Raw genomic sequence first — 17,941 nt, 5'->3', positions numbered from 1 at the left:
GACACGAGGACAAACATGGACGATTTCCTTTACCAGGCAACGATCTATCTGGCGGCGGCAGTTATTGCGGTGCCGTTATCAGCGCGTCTGGGGTTGGGTTCTGTACTGGGGTATCTGGCGGCCGGTATCGTGATCGGGCCCATTCTGGGGCTGGTCGGTGCTGAAACCGAAAGCCTACAGCATGTGGCCGAGTTCGGCGTCGTCATGATGCTGTTTCTGATCGGGCTCGAGCTTGAACCGCGCGCCCTTTGGGATATGCGCGACAAACTACTGGGGCTGGGCGGTCTTCAGGTCGCAATGTCGACGGCGGTGATCGCCGGTGTTTCGATATACGCAAACCACCCGTGGACCGTGGCATTGGCGGTTGGTCTGACCCTTTCGCTGTCGTCGACGGCTATCGTATTGCAGACCTTGTCGGAAAAGGGGCTGATGCAGACCAATGGAGGGCGGGCCACATTCTCGGTTCTGCTGACACAGGATATTGCGGTCATTCCGATCCTTGCGATGCTGCCGTTGCTGGCCCTTCCGCGCGTTCCGCACCTTGAAGGCGACGGCTCCATCGACCGAGGCAATGTCGATGCGCATGGCGCGGCCCATCACAGCCTGTCCCTGGTCGAGGGCTTGCCGGGCTGGGCCGTCACCCTGGTCACGCTCGGCGCCGTTGCTTTCGTCATTTTGGCGGGTGTCTACCTGACCCGTCCCCTGTTCAGATTCATTCACGCCACCCGCCTGCGAGAAATGTACACCGCACTGGCCCTTATGATCGTTGTGGGAATCTCATTCCTGATGACACTGGTTGGACTGTCGCCCGCTTTGGGCGCATTTCTGGCCGGTGTGGTTCTGGCCAGTTCGGAATTCAGGCACGAGATGGAGAGCGATCTGGAGCCGTTCAAGGGTCTGTTTCTGGGGCTGTTCTTCATCACAGTCGGTGCCGGGATCAACGTGGGCTATTTCTTCAACGATCCATTTGACCTGATCGGGCTAGCGCTGCTGGTGATCCTGGTCAAAGGGATCATCCTTTATATCGTCGGACGTGCCTTCAAGCTTCGCGGGCGCGATCACTGGCTGTTCACTCTGGGTCTGGCCCAGGCTGGTGAATTCGGTTTTGTCCTGCTGGCCTTTTCAACGCAGCAGAATGTCATCCCCACCGATCTTTCCCAGAAACTGCTGATGATCATCGCCCTGACGATGCTGATCACACCGCTGCTATTCATCATCTACGATCAACTGTCCCGCCGCATCGGCGATGTGCGCCCGCAGCCGGAACCGGACGAGATTGACGAAAAGGGCCCGGTGATCATCGCGGGCATAGGCCGCTTTGGCCAAATCGTAAACCGGCTGGTTCGGGCAAGTGGTTTCAAGACGGTCGTTCTGGACCACGACATCGACACGGTGCAGTTGATGCGCAGGTTCGGCGTCAAAGGGTTTCTGGGCGACCCGACCCGCCCCGAACTGCTGCGCGCGGCAGGGATCGAAAAGGCATCCGTTCTTGTCGCAGCCATGGACGATCACAAGCAGGTCACGCGGCTGGTTGGCTACGCAAGGCGACAACGCCCTGATCTGCACATCATCGCCCGTGCCTATGACCGCAACCACGTTTATGAGCTGTATCAGGCCGGTGCGAACGATATCGTCCGAGAAACCTTCGACAGCTCACTTCGCGCTGGCCGCTATGTCCTGGAGAACATCGGCCTCAGCGACTATGAAGCGGCACAGGCGGAACAGACATTCTATCATCATGACCGGATGTCGGTGCGCGAGTTGGCCGAATTGTGGATACCGGGCATGCCGACGGCCGAGAACAAGAAATACATCGAAAGGTCGCGCGAGCTTCAGAAGGAGCTGGAAACTGCGCTTTTGGAGATGGTTGAAGAAAACGCCAAGAAGTCTGCCTGACCCAGGCCCCTACCCGGGTCAGGCGCAGCGTTTAGCCGTCCGAGACACCGGCCTCGGCAAACGTTGCCATTCCCGAATGACAGGCGACGGCGCTTTTCAGGATGTTGATCGCCAGCGCACCACCCGACCCCTCACCAAGCCGCAAGCCCAGGTTCAACAAGGGTTCTTTGCCAAGCCGCGCCAGGACCGCGCCATGCGCGCCCTCGGCGCTCTGGTGGCCTGCAATTGTGTGGTCCAGCACCCCTTCGGTCACGTCCGCCAGACACGCAGCAGCCGCAGAGCAAATGAATCCGTCCAGAATAACCGGAATCCGCAACACACGAGCCGCCGCGATGGCGCCGGCCATGGCGGCAATCTCGCGCCCACCCAGGCAGCGCAGGATATCCAGCCCGTCGCCAGCCTGACCGTGCAGGGCGACACCTTCAGCGACCACCCGGGTTTTGTTGGCCAGACCCGTATCATCAACGCCGGTGCCACGCCCGGTCCATTCGGCTGCCTCGCCTCCAAACAGGGCGCAGGCAATTGCGGCCGCCGGAGTTGTGTTGCCGATCCCCATCTCGCCAACCACCAACAGATCCGCCGTTGGATCGACCGCCTGCCAGCCTGTACGCAACGCTGACAGAAGCTCTTGCTCATCCATTGCCGGCGCTTTTGTGAAATCCGCAGTTGGCGTGTCCAGATCCAGCGCGTGTACGTTCATCGTCGCACCAGCCGATTTGGCCAGCTGGTTGATCGCCGCACCGCCATGCTGAAAATTCATCACCATCTGAACGGTCACTTCAGGTGGAAATGCGGATACGCCTTGCGCCGTAACACCGTGGTTTCCGGCAAAAACGATCACTTGAGGCGCGGAAATCTGCGGCCGGGCATCCCCACGCCATCCCGCATACCAGATCGCCAGATCCTCGAGTCGACCCAGCGCGCCCGGAGGCTTGGTCAGTTGGCCGTTGCGCTCGGACGCGCCAATTGTTGCGGTTTCGTCCGGGCCGGGTGCAGAGCTCAGCGCATTCCGGAAAGTTTTCAGGTCGGTTAGTTCGGGCAGCATCGAAAGCCTCGTTGCATCAGAGTGGTCCTGTGTGTTTAACCGAAGCATCCAGACCAACAAGACCCCGAAAGGCGCGGGAGTGCTCAAAAACGACACCAAACTCATTTCCGGCTGGGATATACCTCTGGCTTTGGTGCTTCTGACCCGCCTGCCCGTTCCCCGGCTGCCGGATCATGTATTCGCGCGCCAGGCTCAGGCTGCGTGGGCTTTCCCGATTGCAGGGCTGGCCGTCGGAATAATTGCCTGTCTGGTGGGGTGGATTGCCATGTCCCTGAACGTGCCGGCCCTTGTCTCTGCCGCATTGTTGGTGGGCGTTCTGATTGCAGCAACCGGCGCGATGCACGAAGACGGGCTGGCAGACACGGCTGACGGGCTTTGGGGCGGGTTCACCCGGGACCGGCGGCTTGAGATCATGAAAGACAGCCATATCGGCACCTATGGTGTTCTGGCACTTTTGTTTTCACAATTGATCCGGGTGTTTGCTGTCGCATCCCTGCTGACGGCCGGAGGGATCAGTGCCATCCTGACCGCATGCGTAATGTCTCGTGCGATGATGCCCGTTTTGATGGCCGTCCTGCCAAATGCCCGTTCATCCGGACTAAGTCACTCTGTAGGTCGCCCCCGTCCGATGAGTGCAATTGCAGGCCTGATTGTTGCTTGTGCAGTCTCTGTGGCGCTGATCGGTGGCTCTGCCTTTTTCCCGGCAATTTGCGCGGCGCTGATCGTCGGCCTGTTGGCCATCGTCGCAAAAGCAAAAATCGGCGGTCAGACCGGGGATATTCTGGGCGCGGCGCAGCAATTGGCCGAGGTCACGATCCTTGTTGCGTTGATCGCACGGATTTAGGCGACACCGCCGGTTTCAATCCGCAACACTTCTCCGCAGTGTTTGCAATGCACGGCATCCGGGTCGTGCCGATAAAGTCCACAGCTTCGGCATTTATGCCTGACCTTCTGGGGCATGAATATCGCCTGCGCCAGCCGCACGAAAAGTGCGACGCCGACCACCATGATGAAAACCGAGAACAGCTTGCCCCACGGTGTCGACAGCGTGATGTCACCAAATCCTGTCGTCGTAAGCGTCGCCATCGTGAAATACAGCGCGTCAATGTATGGCGTCTGGCTGGTTTCCGGGATGAAGTAGACCAGAACTGCCGTCGAGGTCACAAACACAAAAACCAGCAAGTTGATCGCAGCAATCACTGCGTCTTCATGCGTTCGAAAAAATGGGCTGTCGCGTCGCAGGTCGCGCAACAGATGATAGGAATGGATCAGACGTAGCGCGCGCAATATTCGAAGGAAGGCCAGGCTGCCGGTGAGGAACGGATCCAGGATCAATGACAGGATCACGACGATATCGGCCAGCGTATAGATCTTGCGCAGCAGTCTTTTGCGATCCTTCGAAATCCATAGCCGCGCCGAAAAATCCATAAGGATGATCAGGCCCACAATCATACTGACCAGAGTGATGCCGGGCCCATGACCGCCATGTGCGGTCGCGACAAAGAAGATGATCGTAGCAGCATCAAACAGGATCAAGGTATATCTGAACCGCACCGATATCGGGTCTTTTCCGATATAGAGGAACTTTATCGCTTGCTTTACCTTCACTGCCTATCCCCCTTTGTTCAGGGCAAAATTACCCTCAAACCCACCGGGGACCAAGCAGCAGAATAAAAAAAAGGCCGCCCCCGATGAGGGACGGCCCGAAACAAGGTGGCCGATTGAGATTAGGCGGCACGCGACATCAGAACCTCGTCGACTTGCTTGGCAGCCGAAATCTCTCCATGCCCGGATACTGCGGCGACTTCGCGGGTCAGACGCTCGAGCGCGGCTTCGTAAAGCTGCCGCTCGGAATAGCTCTGCTCGCGCTGGTCATCGGTGCGGTGCAGGTCACGAACCACTTCGGCGATCGAAATCAGATCGCCCGAGTTGATCTTTTGTTCGTATTCCTGCGCCCGGCGTGACCACATGGCGCGTTTGACCTTGGCTTTACCCTTAAGCGTCTTCATCGCCTGACTGATCACGTCCGGCGAACTCAGCGAGCGCAGACCGGATTCGGTGACCTTGTTGGTCGGAACCCGCAGAGTCATCTTATCTTTCTCGAATGAGATCACGAACAGCTCGAGCGAAAACCCCGCAACGTCCTGCTCTTCGATCGAGATGATCTGACCTACGCCGTGCGCAGGGTAGACAACGTAATCGTTAGGGCGGAACTCAAGCTTTTTCGATTTTGACATTCACTTTTTTCCTTCGTTGCGGACCGGGGTACAGACAACAAAAACACCACCACAGGGCACATCTAAGCCCCGTCTGGCGGCGGTTGTGTTGAAAACTCAGAACTCCAAAGCAAGCATACTTACGGAGCGCACCCCAATCTCGATCATCATGTAGGGAGATAGTATACCACAAAAAAGTGGCATCTGAAAGCTTACGCTGGGGAAATTTCGAAAAGCTGCTTGGGAATCAGAAGGATATCCCTCAATCTTTACAGTTTCCCACCAGATTCCAGGACGAATCGTTTAACCGCCCTCACCCGGCGCTTCGGAGAAGTACTTCTCCATCTTGCCTTCTTCCCCATCACGTTCTTCCGCGTCTGGCAGGGGATCTTTCTTGGTCACGATCACCGGCCACTGCTCGGAGTATTTGCGGTTGAACTCGACCCATTCTTCCATACCCGGCTCGGTATCGGGGCGAATGGCGTCGGCGGGGCATTCCGGTTCGCACACGCCGCAGTCGATGCATTCATCTGGGTGGATGACCAATGTGTTCTCGCCCTCGTAGAAACAGTCCACCGGGCACACTTCGACACAGTCGGTGTATTTGCAGGCGATGCAGTTCTCGGTGACAACATAGGTCATGGCGGCGTTCCCGTTTGCGGTTTGGGCGTCTAGCTAATTCAGTATGGCTTGCTCTTCAAGTGAGGATCAGCATTCCGGAGGTCGAGAAAGATCAAGTGCGCGCCGATCTTTCTTGGTTGGACGACCTTTTCCTTCAAAACCCGGATTACGCGGTGGTGCGTTCTGCTTTTCGGTCATGTCCGAGTACAGCGTTTGCGCCTCGGGTGCCGGTCCCCGCCGTTCGCCCAGTTTTTCAACACGAACGACGCGCACGATACGCCCCTGAGTGAACGTCAGAACGTCGCCGGGGCCGACCGCATGCGCCGGTTTCACCACACGGTTTCCGTTTACCCGCACGTGTCCGCCGCTGACCTGTTTGGCGGCCAGGCTGCGGGTCTTGAAGAACCGCGCCTGCCACAGCCATTTGTCAATCCGCAGCCGGGCCTCGGCCATCTCGGGTCAGTTGCCGTCCTTCAAACCCATCAGCGCAGCTGCAAACGGGTTGTCAGGATCGATCGCCTTTTCCTTTTTCGGAGGACGGGAGGAGAAAGTCTTGGAGCCTTGCGGCTTGCCGCCTTTCTTGCCGTGTGGTTTTCCACGGCCTTCCTGCGGTTTGCCACGCGGCTTGCCCTTGCCCTGCCCCTGCTCGCGGCGCGGGCCACGGTTCGGCTGCCGCTGACGACCCCAGGTGAAGGTGTAGAATACTTCGACCTCCGGCTCATCTGAAGCCGGCGCCTCGGCTGCTGCCTCGGTGCTTGTCGCGGCCTCGGCTGGCGCCTCGGCGGGTGCGCCGACCTCTTCGGTTGCCTTTTGGGGTGCGGACACTTCTTCGGCGACAGGTTGCTCGGCTGCATCTGTCGAAGGCAGTTCTGTTTCGACAGCTGCCGGTTTGACCTTCTCACGTTCGCCACGCTCGGCCTTGTAGCCCAGCCCCTGCATCAGATCAGCGAACTGTTCAAGCGTCATACCGGTAATCGAGAGCATGTCGGGTTTGGCTTCGAACCCGCCGCGGCTGTCTTCTGCACGCAGCATGTCGGCCAGACGCTCCAGCATGTCGATACGGATCGAACGCTCGCCGGCATCCCTGTATCCGCACATCGTGTCGTATCCCTCGGGCGCGCCCTTGGCAACAGGCACGGTGACCAGACCCGGAGGTGGCGCTTCGGGAAACTCCTGCAATCCACTGGACAGGGCCCACAAAACCAGTCGCAGACGCGTCGGTGCGGGTTTCAGCAGAAGCGGCATGAAGATTGTGAACTGGCCAAACCGAATGCCGTGCTTGCGCAGCGCGCCACGGGCGTCCTGATCCAGATCCTTAACCTCTTGCGCGACGCCGGCACGGGGCAGCACACCCAGGGCTTCGACCATGCGGAAGGCAAACCCCTTGGCCAGGCCTGACAGCTCTTCGTCGCGCGACAGGTTCAACAGCGGTTCAAACAGCGCCGCGACCTTGCGGTCGATGAAGTGCTGCAAACGACGCTGAACCTTTTGCTCCACATCCGGTCCCGCAGCCTCATCCACAAAAACCTCGACGACCGGCTTGAGAGGCTCCGCCCCGGCAACCAGTTTGCCAACGGCGTATTCGCCCCACATCAGGCCGCCTTGATCTGTGTAATCAATTTCAGTATCGGGCGCGTTGTAGAAGCGGTCGGCACGCAGATGGAATTGCGGCGCGAGAGCTTGCAGGGACGCCGATTTCAGAGCTTTCGCCTCGGTTCCTTGCGCGCTTTTGTCCGGGATAAACCGGAACCCTTCCAGACGACCGACGAATTCGCCTTCGACGGTCACTTCACCCTTGTCATTTACTTCGGCCAAAAGGGCCTCCTTCTGTTTGAGCCGGCGCAACAAAACGGATGTGCGCCGGTCCACAAATCTTTGAGTCAAACGTTCGTGAAGAGCGTCCGACAGCCTGTCTTCTACAGTGCGCGTTTCCTCGCGCCAATGGGATTCGTCACGTACCCAACCGTTTCGTTGCGCAACATATGTCCATGTGCGAATATATGCCAACCTTTTGGACAGCGCATCAATATCTCCGTCGGTTCGGTCGATCCGGCGGATTTGCCGCGCCAGAAAGTCATCCGGGATCGTTCCACGCTCGTGCAGGTAGTTGTAGATCACCTCCAACAGACTTGCGTGCTCGGCATGACTGATGCCACGAAAGTCTGGAATTCGGCAGACATCCCACAGCAAACGGATCGACGGACCGTCGCTGGCGCGCGCCGCGACCTCGGTCACTTGCGAGAGAGATTTCAGCACGTTCAGATCATCGGCTGGCCGCGCCTTGATGAGGTGTTCGTAGTCTGGGCTGACCTCAAGCGAGTCGATCAGCGCCTCGATCGAGCCGAACCGCAAGGCGGCGTTCCGCCAGTTCAGCTTTTTCATTGGCGTGAAACGGCTGTCCATGATCGCCTGCGCCACGCCATCATCCAAAGGCGGGGCCTCACCCGTTACGCCGAACGTGCCGTCGGACATGCCGCGCCCTGCCCGGCCAGCGATCTGGGCCAGTTCGTTGGGCGCCAGAGGTCGCATCCTGCGACCGTCGAACTTGGTCAGGGACGAAAACGCCACATGATTCACATCCAGGTTCAAACCCATTCCGATGGCATCAGTGGCGACCAGATAGTCAACCTCGCCATTCTGGTATAGCTCGACCTGCGCGTTGCGTGTACGCGGGCTGAGCGCCCCCATAACAACCGCCGCACCACCCTTTTGACGGCGCAGAAGTTCGGCTATCGCATAGACGCTGTCGACCGAGAACCCGACGATGGCACTGCGCGGAGACATTCGGCTGATCTTTTTCGAGCCGGAGTAGACAAGCTGCGACATCCGCTCGCGGCGGGTGAACTGTGCTTCGGGCACCAGCGCCGCGATCGGACCGCGCATCGTATCTGACCCTAGAAACAGCGTCTCACTGGTCCCGCGTGCGCGCAGCAGGCGGTCCGTGAACACATGGCCACGCTCGGGATCGGCGCAGAGCTGGATCTCATCAATGGCCACAAATTCCGCGCCCATGCCTTCGGGCATCGCCTCGACCGTGCAGACCCAATATTGCGCACGCGGTGGCACGATCCGTTCCTCGCCCGTGACAAGGGCCACGACGGAGGGTCCACGGACGGCTACGATCTTGTCATAGACCTCGCGCGCCAGCAGACGCAACGGCAGGCCGATCACACCAGTCCTGTGTCCCAGCATCCGCTCGATCGCGTAATGGGTTTTACCTGTGTTTGTCGGGCCAAGAACGGCCACGATTCGGGATGACCCGTTCACCTTTGCCCCCTGCCCCGGACCTTACAGCGCCTTGCCTTCGATCTGAGGCTTTAGCCGATTCACGGCATTGGTTACTTCTTCATGATGGGGATGTATAGACAAAGCGCGGGAATAGGCCTCGTACGCTTTTTCCGGCTGATCCAGCATCTCGAAGATCAGACCCAAGCCATAGATGGCTTCGTATTGGTTGGGGTTCAAGGAAAGGGCATGTTCCAGATCAGCCGCCGCCATACCAAAACGTTCGATACCAAAAAACGCCGATGCCCGGGCGTGCCAGCCTTCGGCGAACTGCGGTGCATGGTCGGTTAAAGCCGTCAGGTGTTCAATCGCCGCCTTGACGTCTCCGTCCTCAAGCGCCTCGCGCCCGCGTTCCAGCAACAGATCGGCCGAGGCCGACCCGGATTGCGACCAGAGCGACTGCAACTGACGGTCAATGCTGATCGCCTGCCGGGGCGTGGACTGTGCCAGTTGCTCCAACAGCACGGATTCGTCCTTGGAGTCGGCTTGCTGGGCCGCACCAATGGTGGAAAACACCATCAGTGTTGCAAGTGCCGCGACGATACCTTTGAGATTGTGGTTTGCAATGCTCATAACATTGTTCAGTGTAGCGTTGCGACCGGGGATGTCCATTCTCGGCGCATAAACAAAATGAGGAAGATCATGAGCGAGATTCTTGAAAAGGCCGCAGCCGCGCTGAATGAAAAACTGGCCGGCGGGGCTTTTGATGCTTCGGCCAAATTCGCCATCGCAGATCTGGGTTCAATCGTTCTGGATGCAGACGGCGCGCGTGTCAGCGACGAAGACGCCGACGTGACCCTGAGCGCGGATGCTGATACATTCGAGCAGATCCTCAGCGGTGACCTGAACCCGACCGGCGCGTTCATGTCCGGCAAGCTGAGCGTGGACGGAGACATGGGGATTGCCATGAAACTTGCCTCGGTGCTGGCCTGATGGACTTCTCGCCGGCCCCTTTGTTTGAAGCTGTGGCCGGCGCTCCTGCCGGTGGCAAGGCCCATTGGCTGGAAACTTCGGATGCCAAACGCATCCGTGTCGCGCATTGGGTGCCTGAAGACAGTGCAAATGGTACTGTGCTGATGTTTCCGGGACGCACGGAATACATTGAAAAATACGGAAACGCGGCTGGAGAGTTCACAAAACGGCACTTTGCCTTCCTGGCGATAGACTGGCGCGGTCAGGGACTGGCGGATCGCCTTCTGGACGACCCCCGGATCGGACATGTCGCGAAATTTCCGGATTACCAGATGGACGTCCGCGCCGTTCTGGACATGGCAAAAGAACTGAACCTGCCAAAGCCCTGGTACGTGATCGGCCATTCAATGGGCGGTGCCATAGCGTTGCGGGCGATTATCGAGCAGAACTGCTTTGCGGCCTGTGCCTTCACCGGGCCAATGTGGGGCATTTACTTTTCCACAATCATGCGGCCGATCAGCTGGATGACGGCCTATTGGGGGCCGAAATTCGGACTGGGCGAGAAAACGCCTCCGACCACGACATTGGACAGCTATGTCACCATTCAGCCCTTCGAAGACAATATGCTGACCCGCGATCCGGATATGTACCGGATGATGCAGGATCAACTGGCTGCGCATCCGGAAATGGCGCTTGGGGCGCCGTCGACAATCTGGCTGCGCGAGGCGCTGACGGAATGTGATTGGCTGATGAAACAGCCTGCGCCGGATGTACCATGCCTGACGTATCTGGGCGGAAACGAACGGATCGTGGATCGTGATGCCATTCGGGCCCGAATGGCCAACTGGCCCAAAGGCAAGCTGATTGAAGTTCCCGAGGGCGAACATGAGGTCATGATGGAATCACCCGAGGTTCGGGGACCGGTCTTTGATCAACTTGCCGCGCATTTCAGGGCCAGCCAGCCAAACGCCGCACCTAATGCGGCTTTGCAAAGCTAATAGCCGATCCGTCACTCTGGCCGCTTGTGATCCCTGCCGACCGCGCCTAGATGTTTCCGAAAGCAAAACATCGAGGTGATCCATGCGCGACCTTCCCTTTCCCGTCCGTGACGCAAACGCTGTCGGCGGGGCTGACAATCTGGGCAATTTGCCGGAATGGGATCTGAGTGATCTGTACAAAGCGGAAGACGCACCCGAGATTGGCCGTGATCTTGAGTGGCTGGAGAAAGAATGCGCCTCCTTTGCCTCGGACTACGAAGGCAAACTGGCTGATCTGGACGCGGATGAGCTGCTGCAATGCGTGCATCGAAACGAAAAGATCAATGCAATTGCCGGCCGCATCATGTCCTTTGCCGGCCTGCGCTACTATCAGCTGACCACGGATGCCGAGCGAGCCAAGTTCCTGTCGGACATGCAGGAAAAGATAACAATCTTCACGACACCGCTGGTATTCTTCACGCTGGAAATCAACCGCATTGATGACACCGTGTTGCGTGCCCATTTTGATGAAAACCCGGATCTGGCGCGTTACGAGCCGGTTTTTCGCCGTATTCGCGCGATGAAGCCCTATCAGTTGTCCGACGAGCTGGAAAAATTCCTGCACGATCTGGGCGTTGTCGGCGACGCATGGGAGCGCTTGTTTGACGAGACGATTGCCGGCCTCACATTCACCGTGGATGGCGAAGAGCTGAATATCGAAGGCACCCTGAACCTGCTGACCGAACAGGACCGCAGCAAACGCGAGGCTGCGGCACGGGAATTGGCTTCGGTGTTTCAGGAGAATGTCAAAACCTTCGCCCGGGTTCACAACACGCAGGCCAAGGAAAAGGAAATCGTCGACCGCTGGCGCAATATGCCCACCGCGCAAACCGGGCGTCATTTGTCGAACGATGTCGAGCCTGAGGTTGTCGATGCCCTTCGCGAAGCGGTGGTCGCCGCCTATCCCAAGCTGAGCCACCGCTACTACGAACTGAAACGCAAGTGGCTGGGTCTGGACGTAATGCAGGTTTGGGACCGCAACGCACCCCTGCCGATGGAGGACACGCGCATCGTTAACTGGGCCGAAGCCGAAAAAACGGTGATGGACGCTTACAACGCGTTTGACCCACGCATGGGTGAGATTGCAGCACCGTTCTTCTCAAAAGGCTGGATCGATGCCGCCGTGAAACCGGGCAAAGCCCCCGGCGCCTTTGCCCACCCAACAGTCACCGAGGTGCATCCTTACGTAATGCTCAACTATCTGGGCAAACCGCGCGACGTGATGACACTGGCGCATGAACTGGGCCATGGCGTACATCAGGTGCTGGCCGCAGGTCAGGGCGAAATGCTATCGTCAACGCCTCTGACCCTGGCCGAGACCGCTTCGGTGTTCGGCGAGATGCTGACCTTCCGCAAGATGCTGGATCAGGCCGAAACGCCAGAACAGCGCAAGGTGCTGCTGGCCGGTAAGGTCGAAGACATGATCAACACTGTCGTCCGCCAGATCGCCTTCTACGACTTTGAGTGCAAACTGCATGCCGCCCGCCGCGAGGGCGAACTGACACCGGACGACATCAACGCCCTTTGGATGAGCGTTCAGGCCGAAAGCCTTGGACCTGCGTTCGAATTCATGGAGGGGTACGAGACCTTCTGGGCCTATATCCCACACTTTGTCCACTCACCGTTCTACGTCTATGCATATGCGTTCGGCGACGGTTTGGTGAACGCTCTTTATTCCGTTTACGCCAGCGGCTCGGAAGGGTTCGAGGACAAGTATTTCGAAATGCTGCGTGCCGGCGGATCGAAGCACCACAAGGAACTGCTTGCACCGTTTGGCCTTGATGCCAGCGATCCGAAGTTCTGGGACAAGGGCCTGTCCATGATCTCTGGCTTCATTGACGAACTTGAGGCGATGGAGGGGTGAGCACCCAATCCACAGGGCGTTGGGCCGCATTGAAGTCGCGCCTGCGCCCTGCCATGAACCGAATTCGCCGAACCGTGCCACGGGGCTGGCGGATCATCGTGGGCATCCTGCTGATACTCGGCGGTGTTCTTGGGTTTCTTCCCATTCTAGGCTTCTGGATGATCCCGTTGGGCATCATGGTGGCGGCAATGGACATCAACCTGTATCGGCGATGGAGGCGCAAATCTCGCTAGGTTTCCCTAGTCTTTCTCATTTGATTTGGTCGTGAGGAATATGGCCAGGACGATCAGCGCAGCGCCTATTGCAGCCAGCGGCGTGATGGCCGCCCCCAAAAACAGTGCTGAGTTGATGAAGGTGAACACCACAGAAGCGGCGAACATCAAAGTGGCCGTGAGGGTCGAAACCCGCGCTGCCGCTTCGTACCAAAGGTAGTAAGCCAACGCCGTTGGCAACACACCAAGAAGTACCAGAAAAACAACATCGTTTGCTGTCGGCATCTGAATTCCGAACAGGGAAAGCGGCAACAGAATAACGCCTGAACAGATGAATATCCCAAACAGGAAATTCAAACGTTCGGGCGTGGATTCAGAGGCTCTCATAGCCCGGCTGCTGGAAATCAGGAACACGGCCCAGCTTAGGCCAGCACCGATTTCCATCACATCGCCAAGCAGAGGCTCTCCACCACCTTCGAAATCCTGGTAGACCGTCAGAAAAACACCAAAGATCGCCAATACCGTCGCGAGAACTTCGGTCCGGCCAACCGGTGTGTCCGCGAAAAAGTAGAGAAACACCAGAACGAAGAAGGGCGCTGTGTTTTCCAGCACCATCGCGTTGGCCGCGCCGGTATGCTCCAGTCCGATGTGGAAAAGAATGTAGTTCACCACCGTCGACAATACAGCCAGACGGAAATTCCAATCCCCAAACCGGATCGAAACTGACGCCCCCATCGCTCGCAACATGCAGTAGATTGCGAGTGCGGCGATGAACAACCGCGTCGTGGCGATCTGCATTCCCCCAAGATCGCTGGTCAGATAGCGAACGATAACGCTGTGTGTGCCCCACAAGAACGCAGCCAAAAAGCCAAGGACCAGACCGTTTTGCAGGAGGGATACGTGCTTGGCAGAGTTGTCTTGCAAGGGGCCGCTCCGCTGGAACCTACTTCAGCTGACTGTCTTTCGACCCGCGCCGATTGATGCCGCTGCGGGTTTTGAACGCCCCGTCACGTTCCTGCTGACAGTCCAGGCACAGTTTCACCCCCGGGATCGCATTGCGCCGTTTCTCGGGAATTGGCTCTTCGCATTCGGCACAATGGGTCAGGCTTTCACCCAAAGGGCGTTTTTGCGCCTGCATCCGTGCAAGCTCATCGGATATTGACGCCTCAATCTGTTCACTTACCGCGCCATCGCGCGCCCAACCACCAGCCATAGGGCACCTCCTGAATGGGTACCCGACAGGCTAACCGAGGCTCGCCATGGTAGGCAAGTGGGTGGATCAGAGTGGTACGGCCAGACTGAAAACCTGATCGATCATTTCTTGCGTTCCCCGCGAGAACTCAAGCGGGCATGGGTAGTCAGCCCCTTCCCGAACAGACCGGCAGAACGCTTCGACCTGGAGTTTGTAGTGATCATCCGCCGGGAAACGCGTGACCTGCACTTCCAGCCCCGGGCGATGCAATTCGACACGGGCCTCGCCAAAGACCCGGGCGTTGAATGGCGCTGTCAGCCGGATCACGCCGCCTTCGCCATGAAATACCATCTCCTGATGCGGGTGCATGCGGATCGAAACATAGCTGGAATATGTAAAGTCAGGGAATTGCGCCCGGATTTCCGTAAACGTGTCGATACCGTCCTGCCAGCGAATTGCCGATTGTACCGAGACAGGCTCTTGCCCCGTCGCAAAACGTGCGCCGCCGATAACGTAGACGCCAATGTCCCGCAATCCACCACCCCCCGTTTCCGCGCGATTACGGATGTTCGTCGTGTCCGCCCGGTTGTCGAAGCTGAAGGCCCCGGTCACATGTGCCAGCTTTCCGATCGCCCCTTCGGCAATCAACCTTTTCGTGAACTGCCACTGAGGGTGGTGCACGATCATATAAGCTTCGGCTGCTAACAAACCGGTCTGATTCCGTTTTCCGATCAGGGCGTCGAATTCTTCGCCCTTCATGGTCATCGGCTTTTCGCACAACACATGTTTTCCGGCATCAAGGGCTTTCAGGCTCCATTCGACATGCAGGTGATTGGGCAGCGGGATGTATACCGCGTCAATCTCAGGATCCGAGAGAAGCGCATCGTAGCTGTCATAGACCACCAGATCCGGGCAGAACTGCTGAAACGGTTCAGCTTTGGCAGGGTCTGAAGTAGCCAGCCCTGACAGTCTTGCCCCGTCTGCGGCATGAATGGCAGGTGCCATAAACTGTCGTGCGAATTTGGCGGCACCCAGAATGCCCCATTGAACCGGCTTTTGCATCGTGAACTCCGAATACTGTCCTGCTGAAATGTTGCAGCCTCGTCGCAAGGCTGGGTTCAGCCTGCGTCGGTGTACCTTTAGCAGTGAATCACACCCAAGTCAGGCAAATCCAGCCATTTTCTAAGCTGAGCAATTCGAAACCGGGTCCTGCAGCGCAGGCACGAAAAAACCGGCCGGAAAATTCCGGCCGGTCTGCTGAGGCTGTCCGGTCAGCTGTAGCTGTTTCCAAGCATGCCCTTTTCACGGGCCAGCTCGCGCATCTTTTTCTGCAGCTTCTCAAACGCCCGGACTTCGATCTGGCGAATGCGTTCGCGGCTGACATTGTACTGCGTGCTCAACTCTTCCAGAGTCACGGCCTGATCCATCAGGCGTCGCTGGGTCAGGATGTCCTTCTCACGATCATTCAGCACGTCCAGCGCAGCGCTCAGCAACTCGCGGCGCGCTTCCAACTCGTCGCGGGCTTCGTAGTCACCGGCCTGGTCGGCATCTTCATCCTCAAGCCAGTCCTGCCACTGCATGGTACCTTCGCCTTCGGACCCAACGGTCGCATTCAGCGAGGCATCCCCACCGGACATGCGGCGGTTCATGCTGATGACTTCCTCCTCGGTCACGCCCAGATCGTTGGCGATCTGCGCAACATTTTCAGGACGCAGGTCGCCTTCTTCCAGCGCACCAATGCGGGCCTTCGCCTTGCGCAGGTTGAAAAACAGCTTTTTCTGCGCCGAGGTGGTGCCCAGTTTCACCAGCGACCAAGACCGCAGGATATATTCCTGGATCGAGGCGCGGATCCACCACATCGCATAGGTCGCCAGACGGAATCCTTTTTCCGGATCAAAACGTTTCACGGCCTGCATAAGGCCCACATTCGCCTCGGAAATCACCTCGGCCTGCGGTAGGCCATAGCCGCGATAGCCCATGGCGATCTTGGCCGCCAGACGCAGATGCGATGTCACCATCTTATGCGCCGACTCGGTATCCTGTTCTTCCACCCAGCGCTTGGCCAGCATGTATTCTTCTTCCGGCTCAAGCAGGGGAAACTTGCGAATTTCCTGCATATAGCGGTTCAGGCCGCCCTCGGGCGTCGGCGCGGGGAGATTTGCGTAATTTGCCATGTTTCATGTCCCTCCGACAAATGTTTAAGTATTTAACATAGGATATGGGTAAGGAACCCTGCCCATTCAAGAGGTGCTGCTAACAGTATGAGATTAAACTTTGATAAAGGAAAGATAAGAAACTCTTACTCACAGGGGTTTGCTTATTGTGTCAGCGGCGCGCGCAGCCGTTCTATCAGGCTTTCCATATCATTCGGCAAGGCCGCTTCGAACCGCAGGTTTTCGCCACTGACCGGGTGTTCAAACCCCAAAACCGCGGCATGCAGTGCCTGACGCGGAAAAGCGCGGACAGCCTCGGCCGTCGCCGGATCAAACGCGCGGGCGGCCAGTTTGCGCTTACCGCCATAGACCGGATCGCCGACCAACCCGTGGCCCGCATGTGCCATATGCACGCGAATCTGATGTGTACGACCGGTTTCCAACCAACACTCGACCATGGACAGAGACGCCGGCGCGCCAAATGTTTCGACGACCCGGGCGCGCGTGACAGCGTGGCGGCCGCCATGAAAGTACACGGCCTGCTTTTGCCGGTCCGTCTTGTGCCGGGCCAGTTGCGTGGTCAGGCGCATGACATTGCCCGGTTCGAAACTGACACCTTTGACGCCGCGCAGGCGTGGATCGTTGGCGTCCGGCACTCCGTAACAGATCGCGCGATAATAGCGCTCGACACTGTGCGCTTCGAACTGCGCCGCCAGACCGTGATGCGCCGCATCCGATTTGGCGACGACCAGCAACCCGCTGGTTTCCTTATCGATGCGATGCACAATGCCCGGCCGCCTGACACCGCCGACACCGGACAGATCAGTGCCGCAATGAAACAGCAGCGCGTTCACCAACGTACCACTGGGCGAACCCGGTGCCGGGTGAACGACCATGCCCGCGGGTTTGTTGATCACGACCAGATCAGCGTCCTCGTAGATGATGTCCAGCGGGATGTCTTCGGGGCCGATATGACTGTCTTCGGCTTGGGCAACGGTTACAACAATCTGCGCGCCTTCCGTGACTTTTGCCTTGGGATCGGCCACCACGACACCATCGACCTGCACCGCCCCCTCGTCGATCAGACGCCCCAGGCGTGTACGGGACAGGTTTTCTTCCGCTGGCACATCCCGCGCAAGCGCCTTATCAAGACGTGGCGGCGGAGCGGCCGCGATCTGAAACTCAATCTGCCGGGTGCCCATGACTGTCCCTTCCGAACCCCAAGAACCGCAGGAAACGCCCCAGCTTAAGCTGCTGCGGCGCATGGTCATGTTGCTGACCGTGGTGATGATTGGCGGGGTTCTAGTGACATTCGCGCTGATTGTCATCCGGCTATCGGACCGCACCCCCACCCTGCCCGACCAGATCGAACTGCCGGACGGCGCCAAAGCGCAGGCCGTGACCATCGGAAACAACTGGTACGCGGTTGTAACAAATGACAACCGGATATTGATATTCGACAAGACAACCGGGCGGCAGAGGCAAGAAATCGTTGTCGAATAGGCGCA

At 58.3% G+C, this 17,941-nt stretch carries 19 protein-coding genes; 7 read left to right on the top strand and 12 right to left on the bottom strand.

Annotation, left to right across the window (positions count from 1 at the left end):
• Window positions 1–15: 15 nt before the first annotated feature.
• A complete protein-coding gene (locus AC2FIR_RS04855) occupies window positions 16–1,896 on the top strand; it encodes a monovalent cation:proton antiporter-2 (CPA2) family protein (RefSeq protein WP_496744611.1) in 1,881 nt (626 codons plus the stop codon).
• A gap of 31 nt (window positions 1,897–1,927) precedes the next feature.
• Here the strand turns inward: AC2FIR_RS04855 and cobT are convergent, their stop codons facing one another.
• Window positions 1,928–2,941 (bottom strand): nicotinate-nucleotide--dimethylbenzimidazole phosphoribosyltransferase, encoded by a 1,014-nt coding sequence (gene cobT, locus AC2FIR_RS04850; protein WP_496744609.1) that lies wholly within the window; start codon window positions 2,939–2,941, stop codon window positions 1,928–1,930.
• A 79-nt stretch (window positions 2,942–3,020) separates the two neighbouring features.
• On the opposite strand from cobT, the gene cobS reads away from it, so the two are divergent.
• Window positions 3,021–3,785, top strand: coding sequence for an adenosylcobinamide-GDP ribazoletransferase (cobS, locus tag AC2FIR_RS04845; protein WP_496761985.1), 765 nt, complete (start codon window positions 3,021–3,023; stop codon window positions 3,783–3,785).
• Here cobS and AC2FIR_RS04840 read toward each other — a convergent pair.
• The 6 genes from AC2FIR_RS04840 to AC2FIR_RS04815 form a co-directional block, all read right to left on the bottom strand.
• Window positions 3,782–4,549 (bottom strand): potassium channel family protein, encoded by a 768-nt coding sequence (locus AC2FIR_RS04840; RefSeq protein ID WP_170619040.1) that lies wholly within the window; start codon window positions 4,547–4,549, stop codon window positions 3,782–3,784. The two genes, cobS and AC2FIR_RS04840, sit on opposite strands and share 4 nt — an antisense overlap.
• Before the next feature lie 119 nt (window positions 4,550–4,668).
• Window positions 4,669–5,178 (bottom strand): CarD family transcriptional regulator, encoded by a 510-nt coding sequence (locus AC2FIR_RS04835; protein WP_170616131.1) that lies wholly within the window; start codon window positions 5,176–5,178, stop codon window positions 4,669–4,671.
• Window positions 5,179–5,460: 282 nt separating this feature from the next.
• Window positions 5,461–5,799 (bottom strand): ferredoxin FdxA, encoded by a 339-nt coding sequence (gene fdxA / locus AC2FIR_RS04830; protein ID WP_170616129.1) that lies wholly within the window; start codon window positions 5,797–5,799, stop codon window positions 5,461–5,463.
• A gap of 66 nt (window positions 5,800–5,865) precedes the next feature.
• On the bottom strand, window positions 5,866–6,231 hold the full coding sequence (locus AC2FIR_RS04825; protein WP_170616127.1) for an RNA-binding S4 domain-containing protein: 366 nt from the start codon (window positions 6,229–6,231) through the stop codon (window positions 5,866–5,868).
• A gap of 6 nt (window positions 6,232–6,237) precedes the next feature.
• Complete coding sequence (locus tag AC2FIR_RS04820; RefSeq protein ID WP_496761983.1) at window positions 6,238–9,045, bottom strand: helicase-related protein; 2,808 nt, start codon at window positions 9,043–9,045, stop codon at window positions 6,238–6,240.
• 21 nt (window positions 9,046–9,066) lie between these two features.
• Window positions 9,067–9,636, bottom strand: coding sequence for a tetratricopeptide repeat protein (locus AC2FIR_RS04815; RefSeq protein ID WP_480440189.1), 570 nt, complete (start codon window positions 9,634–9,636; stop codon window positions 9,067–9,069).
• A gap of 69 nt (window positions 9,637–9,705) precedes the next feature.
• On the opposite strand from AC2FIR_RS04815, the gene AC2FIR_RS04810 reads away from it, so the two are divergent.
• The 4 genes from AC2FIR_RS04810 to AC2FIR_RS04795 all read left to right on the top strand — a co-directional run bounded on the left by AC2FIR_RS04810 (window position 9,706) and on the right by AC2FIR_RS04795 (window position 13,109).
• A complete protein-coding gene (locus tag AC2FIR_RS04810; protein WP_170616121.1) occupies window positions 9,706–9,996 on the top strand; it encodes an SCP2 sterol-binding domain-containing protein in 291 nt (96 codons plus the stop codon).
• A complete protein-coding gene (locus AC2FIR_RS04805; protein WP_496744604.1) occupies window positions 9,996–10,973 on the top strand; it encodes an alpha/beta fold hydrolase in 978 nt (325 codons plus the stop codon). Before AC2FIR_RS04810 ends, AC2FIR_RS04805 begins: the two co-directional genes overlap by 1 nt.
• Window positions 10,974–11,055: 82 nt before the next feature.
• Window positions 11,056–12,876 carry a M3 family oligoendopeptidase gene (locus tag AC2FIR_RS04800; protein WP_496744602.1) on the top strand — a complete coding sequence of 607 codons (1,821 nt, stop codon included), beginning with the start codon at window positions 11,056–11,058 and terminating at the stop codon, window positions 12,874–12,876.
• Window positions 12,873–13,109 (top strand): hypothetical protein, encoded by a 237-nt coding sequence (locus AC2FIR_RS04795; RefSeq protein ID WP_480440186.1) that lies wholly within the window; start codon window positions 12,873–12,875, stop codon window positions 13,107–13,109. Before AC2FIR_RS04800 ends, AC2FIR_RS04795 begins: the two co-directional genes overlap by 4 nt.
• A gap of 6 nt (window positions 13,110–13,115) precedes the next feature.
• Here the strand turns inward: AC2FIR_RS04795 and AC2FIR_RS04790 are convergent, their stop codons facing one another.
• The 5 genes from AC2FIR_RS04790 to AC2FIR_RS04770 form a co-directional block, all read right to left on the bottom strand.
• Window positions 13,116–14,012, bottom strand: coding sequence for a DMT family transporter (locus AC2FIR_RS04790; protein ID WP_496761981.1), 897 nt, complete (start codon window positions 14,010–14,012; stop codon window positions 13,116–13,118).
• Window positions 14,013–14,031: 19 nt separating this feature from the next.
• A complete protein-coding gene (locus tag AC2FIR_RS04785) occupies window positions 14,032–14,301 on the bottom strand; it encodes a DksA/TraR family C4-type zinc finger protein (RefSeq protein ID WP_170616113.1) in 270 nt (89 codons plus the stop codon).
• 66 nt (window positions 14,302–14,367) lie between these two features.
• On the bottom strand, window positions 14,368–15,342 hold the full coding sequence (locus AC2FIR_RS04780; protein ID WP_496744599.1) for a Gfo/Idh/MocA family protein: 975 nt from the start codon (window positions 15,340–15,342) through the stop codon (window positions 14,368–14,370).
• A gap of 209 nt (window positions 15,343–15,551) precedes the next feature.
• A complete protein-coding gene (rpoH, locus tag AC2FIR_RS04775; RefSeq protein WP_170616109.1) occupies window positions 15,552–16,454 on the bottom strand; it encodes an RNA polymerase sigma factor RpoH in 903 nt (300 codons plus the stop codon).
• 143 nt (window positions 16,455–16,597) lie between these two features.
• Window positions 16,598–17,635, bottom strand: a complete 1,038-nt coding sequence (locus AC2FIR_RS04770; protein WP_496744597.1) for an RluA family pseudouridine synthase — start codon at window positions 17,633–17,635, stop codon at window positions 16,598–16,600.
• Between AC2FIR_RS04770 and AC2FIR_RS04765 the strand changes: the two genes are divergently transcribed.
• Entirely contained in the window at window positions 17,634–17,936 is a 303-nt protein-coding gene (locus AC2FIR_RS04765; RefSeq protein WP_496744595.1) for a DUF6476 family protein, read from the top strand. The genes AC2FIR_RS04770 and AC2FIR_RS04765 overlap by 2 nt on opposite strands.
• Window positions 17,937–17,941: the final 5 nt, after the last annotated feature.

It is taken from the genome of Ruegeria sp. CDSB136, from assembly GCF_059610965.1.
This window is presented reverse-complemented; position numbering and strand designations above follow the sequence as displayed.

Excerpts from the sequence above, each read along its gene's own strand:
- AC2FIR_RS04855 (WP_496744611.1), top strand. The coding sequence starts at position 16 with ATGGACGATTTCCTTTACCAGGCAACGATCTATCTGGCGGCGGCAGTT.
- cobT (WP_496744609.1), bottom strand. The coding sequence starts at position 2,941 with ATGCTGCCCGAACTAACCGACCTGAAAACTTTCCGGAATGCGCTGAGC.
- AC2FIR_RS04835 (WP_170616131.1), bottom strand. The coding sequence starts at position 5,178 with ATGTCAAAATCGAAAAAGCTTGAGTTCCGCCCTAACGATTACGTTGTC.
- fdxA (WP_170616129.1), bottom strand. The coding sequence starts at position 5,799 with ATGACCTATGTTGTCACCGAGAACTGCATCGCCTGCAAATACACCGAC.
- AC2FIR_RS04825 (WP_170616127.1), bottom strand. The coding sequence starts at position 6,231 with ATGGCCGAGGCCCGGCTGCGGATTGACAAATGGCTGTGGCAGGCGCGG.
- AC2FIR_RS04815 (WP_480440189.1), bottom strand. The coding sequence starts at position 9,636 with ATGAGCATTGCAAACCACAATCTCAAAGGTATCGTCGCGGCACTTGCA.
- AC2FIR_RS04810 (WP_170616121.1), top strand. The coding sequence starts at position 9,706 with ATGAGCGAGATTCTTGAAAAGGCCGCAGCCGCGCTGAATGAAAAACTG.
- AC2FIR_RS04805 (WP_496744604.1), top strand. The coding sequence starts at position 9,996 with ATGGACTTCTCGCCGGCCCCTTTGTTTGAAGCTGTGGCCGGCGCTCCT.
- AC2FIR_RS04800 (WP_496744602.1), top strand. The coding sequence starts at position 11,056 with ATGCGCGACCTTCCCTTTCCCGTCCGTGACGCAAACGCTGTCGGCGGG.
- AC2FIR_RS04785 (WP_170616113.1), bottom strand. The coding sequence starts at position 14,301 with ATGGCTGGTGGTTGGGCGCGCGATGGCGCGGTAAGTGAACAGATTGAG.
- AC2FIR_RS04780 (WP_496744599.1), bottom strand. The coding sequence starts at position 15,342 with ATGCAAAAGCCGGTTCAATGGGGCATTCTGGGTGCCGCCAAATTCGCA.
- rpoH (WP_170616109.1), bottom strand. The coding sequence starts at position 16,454 with ATGGCAAATTACGCAAATCTCCCCGCGCCGACGCCCGAGGGCGGCCTG.
- AC2FIR_RS04765 (WP_496744595.1), top strand. The coding sequence starts at position 17,634 with ATGACTGTCCCTTCCGAACCCCAAGAACCGCAGGAAACGCCCCAGCTT.
- AC2FIR_RS04770 (WP_496744597.1), bottom strand. The coding sequence starts at position 17,635 with ATGGGCACCCGGCAGATTGAGTTTCAGATCGCGGCCGCTCCGCCGCCA.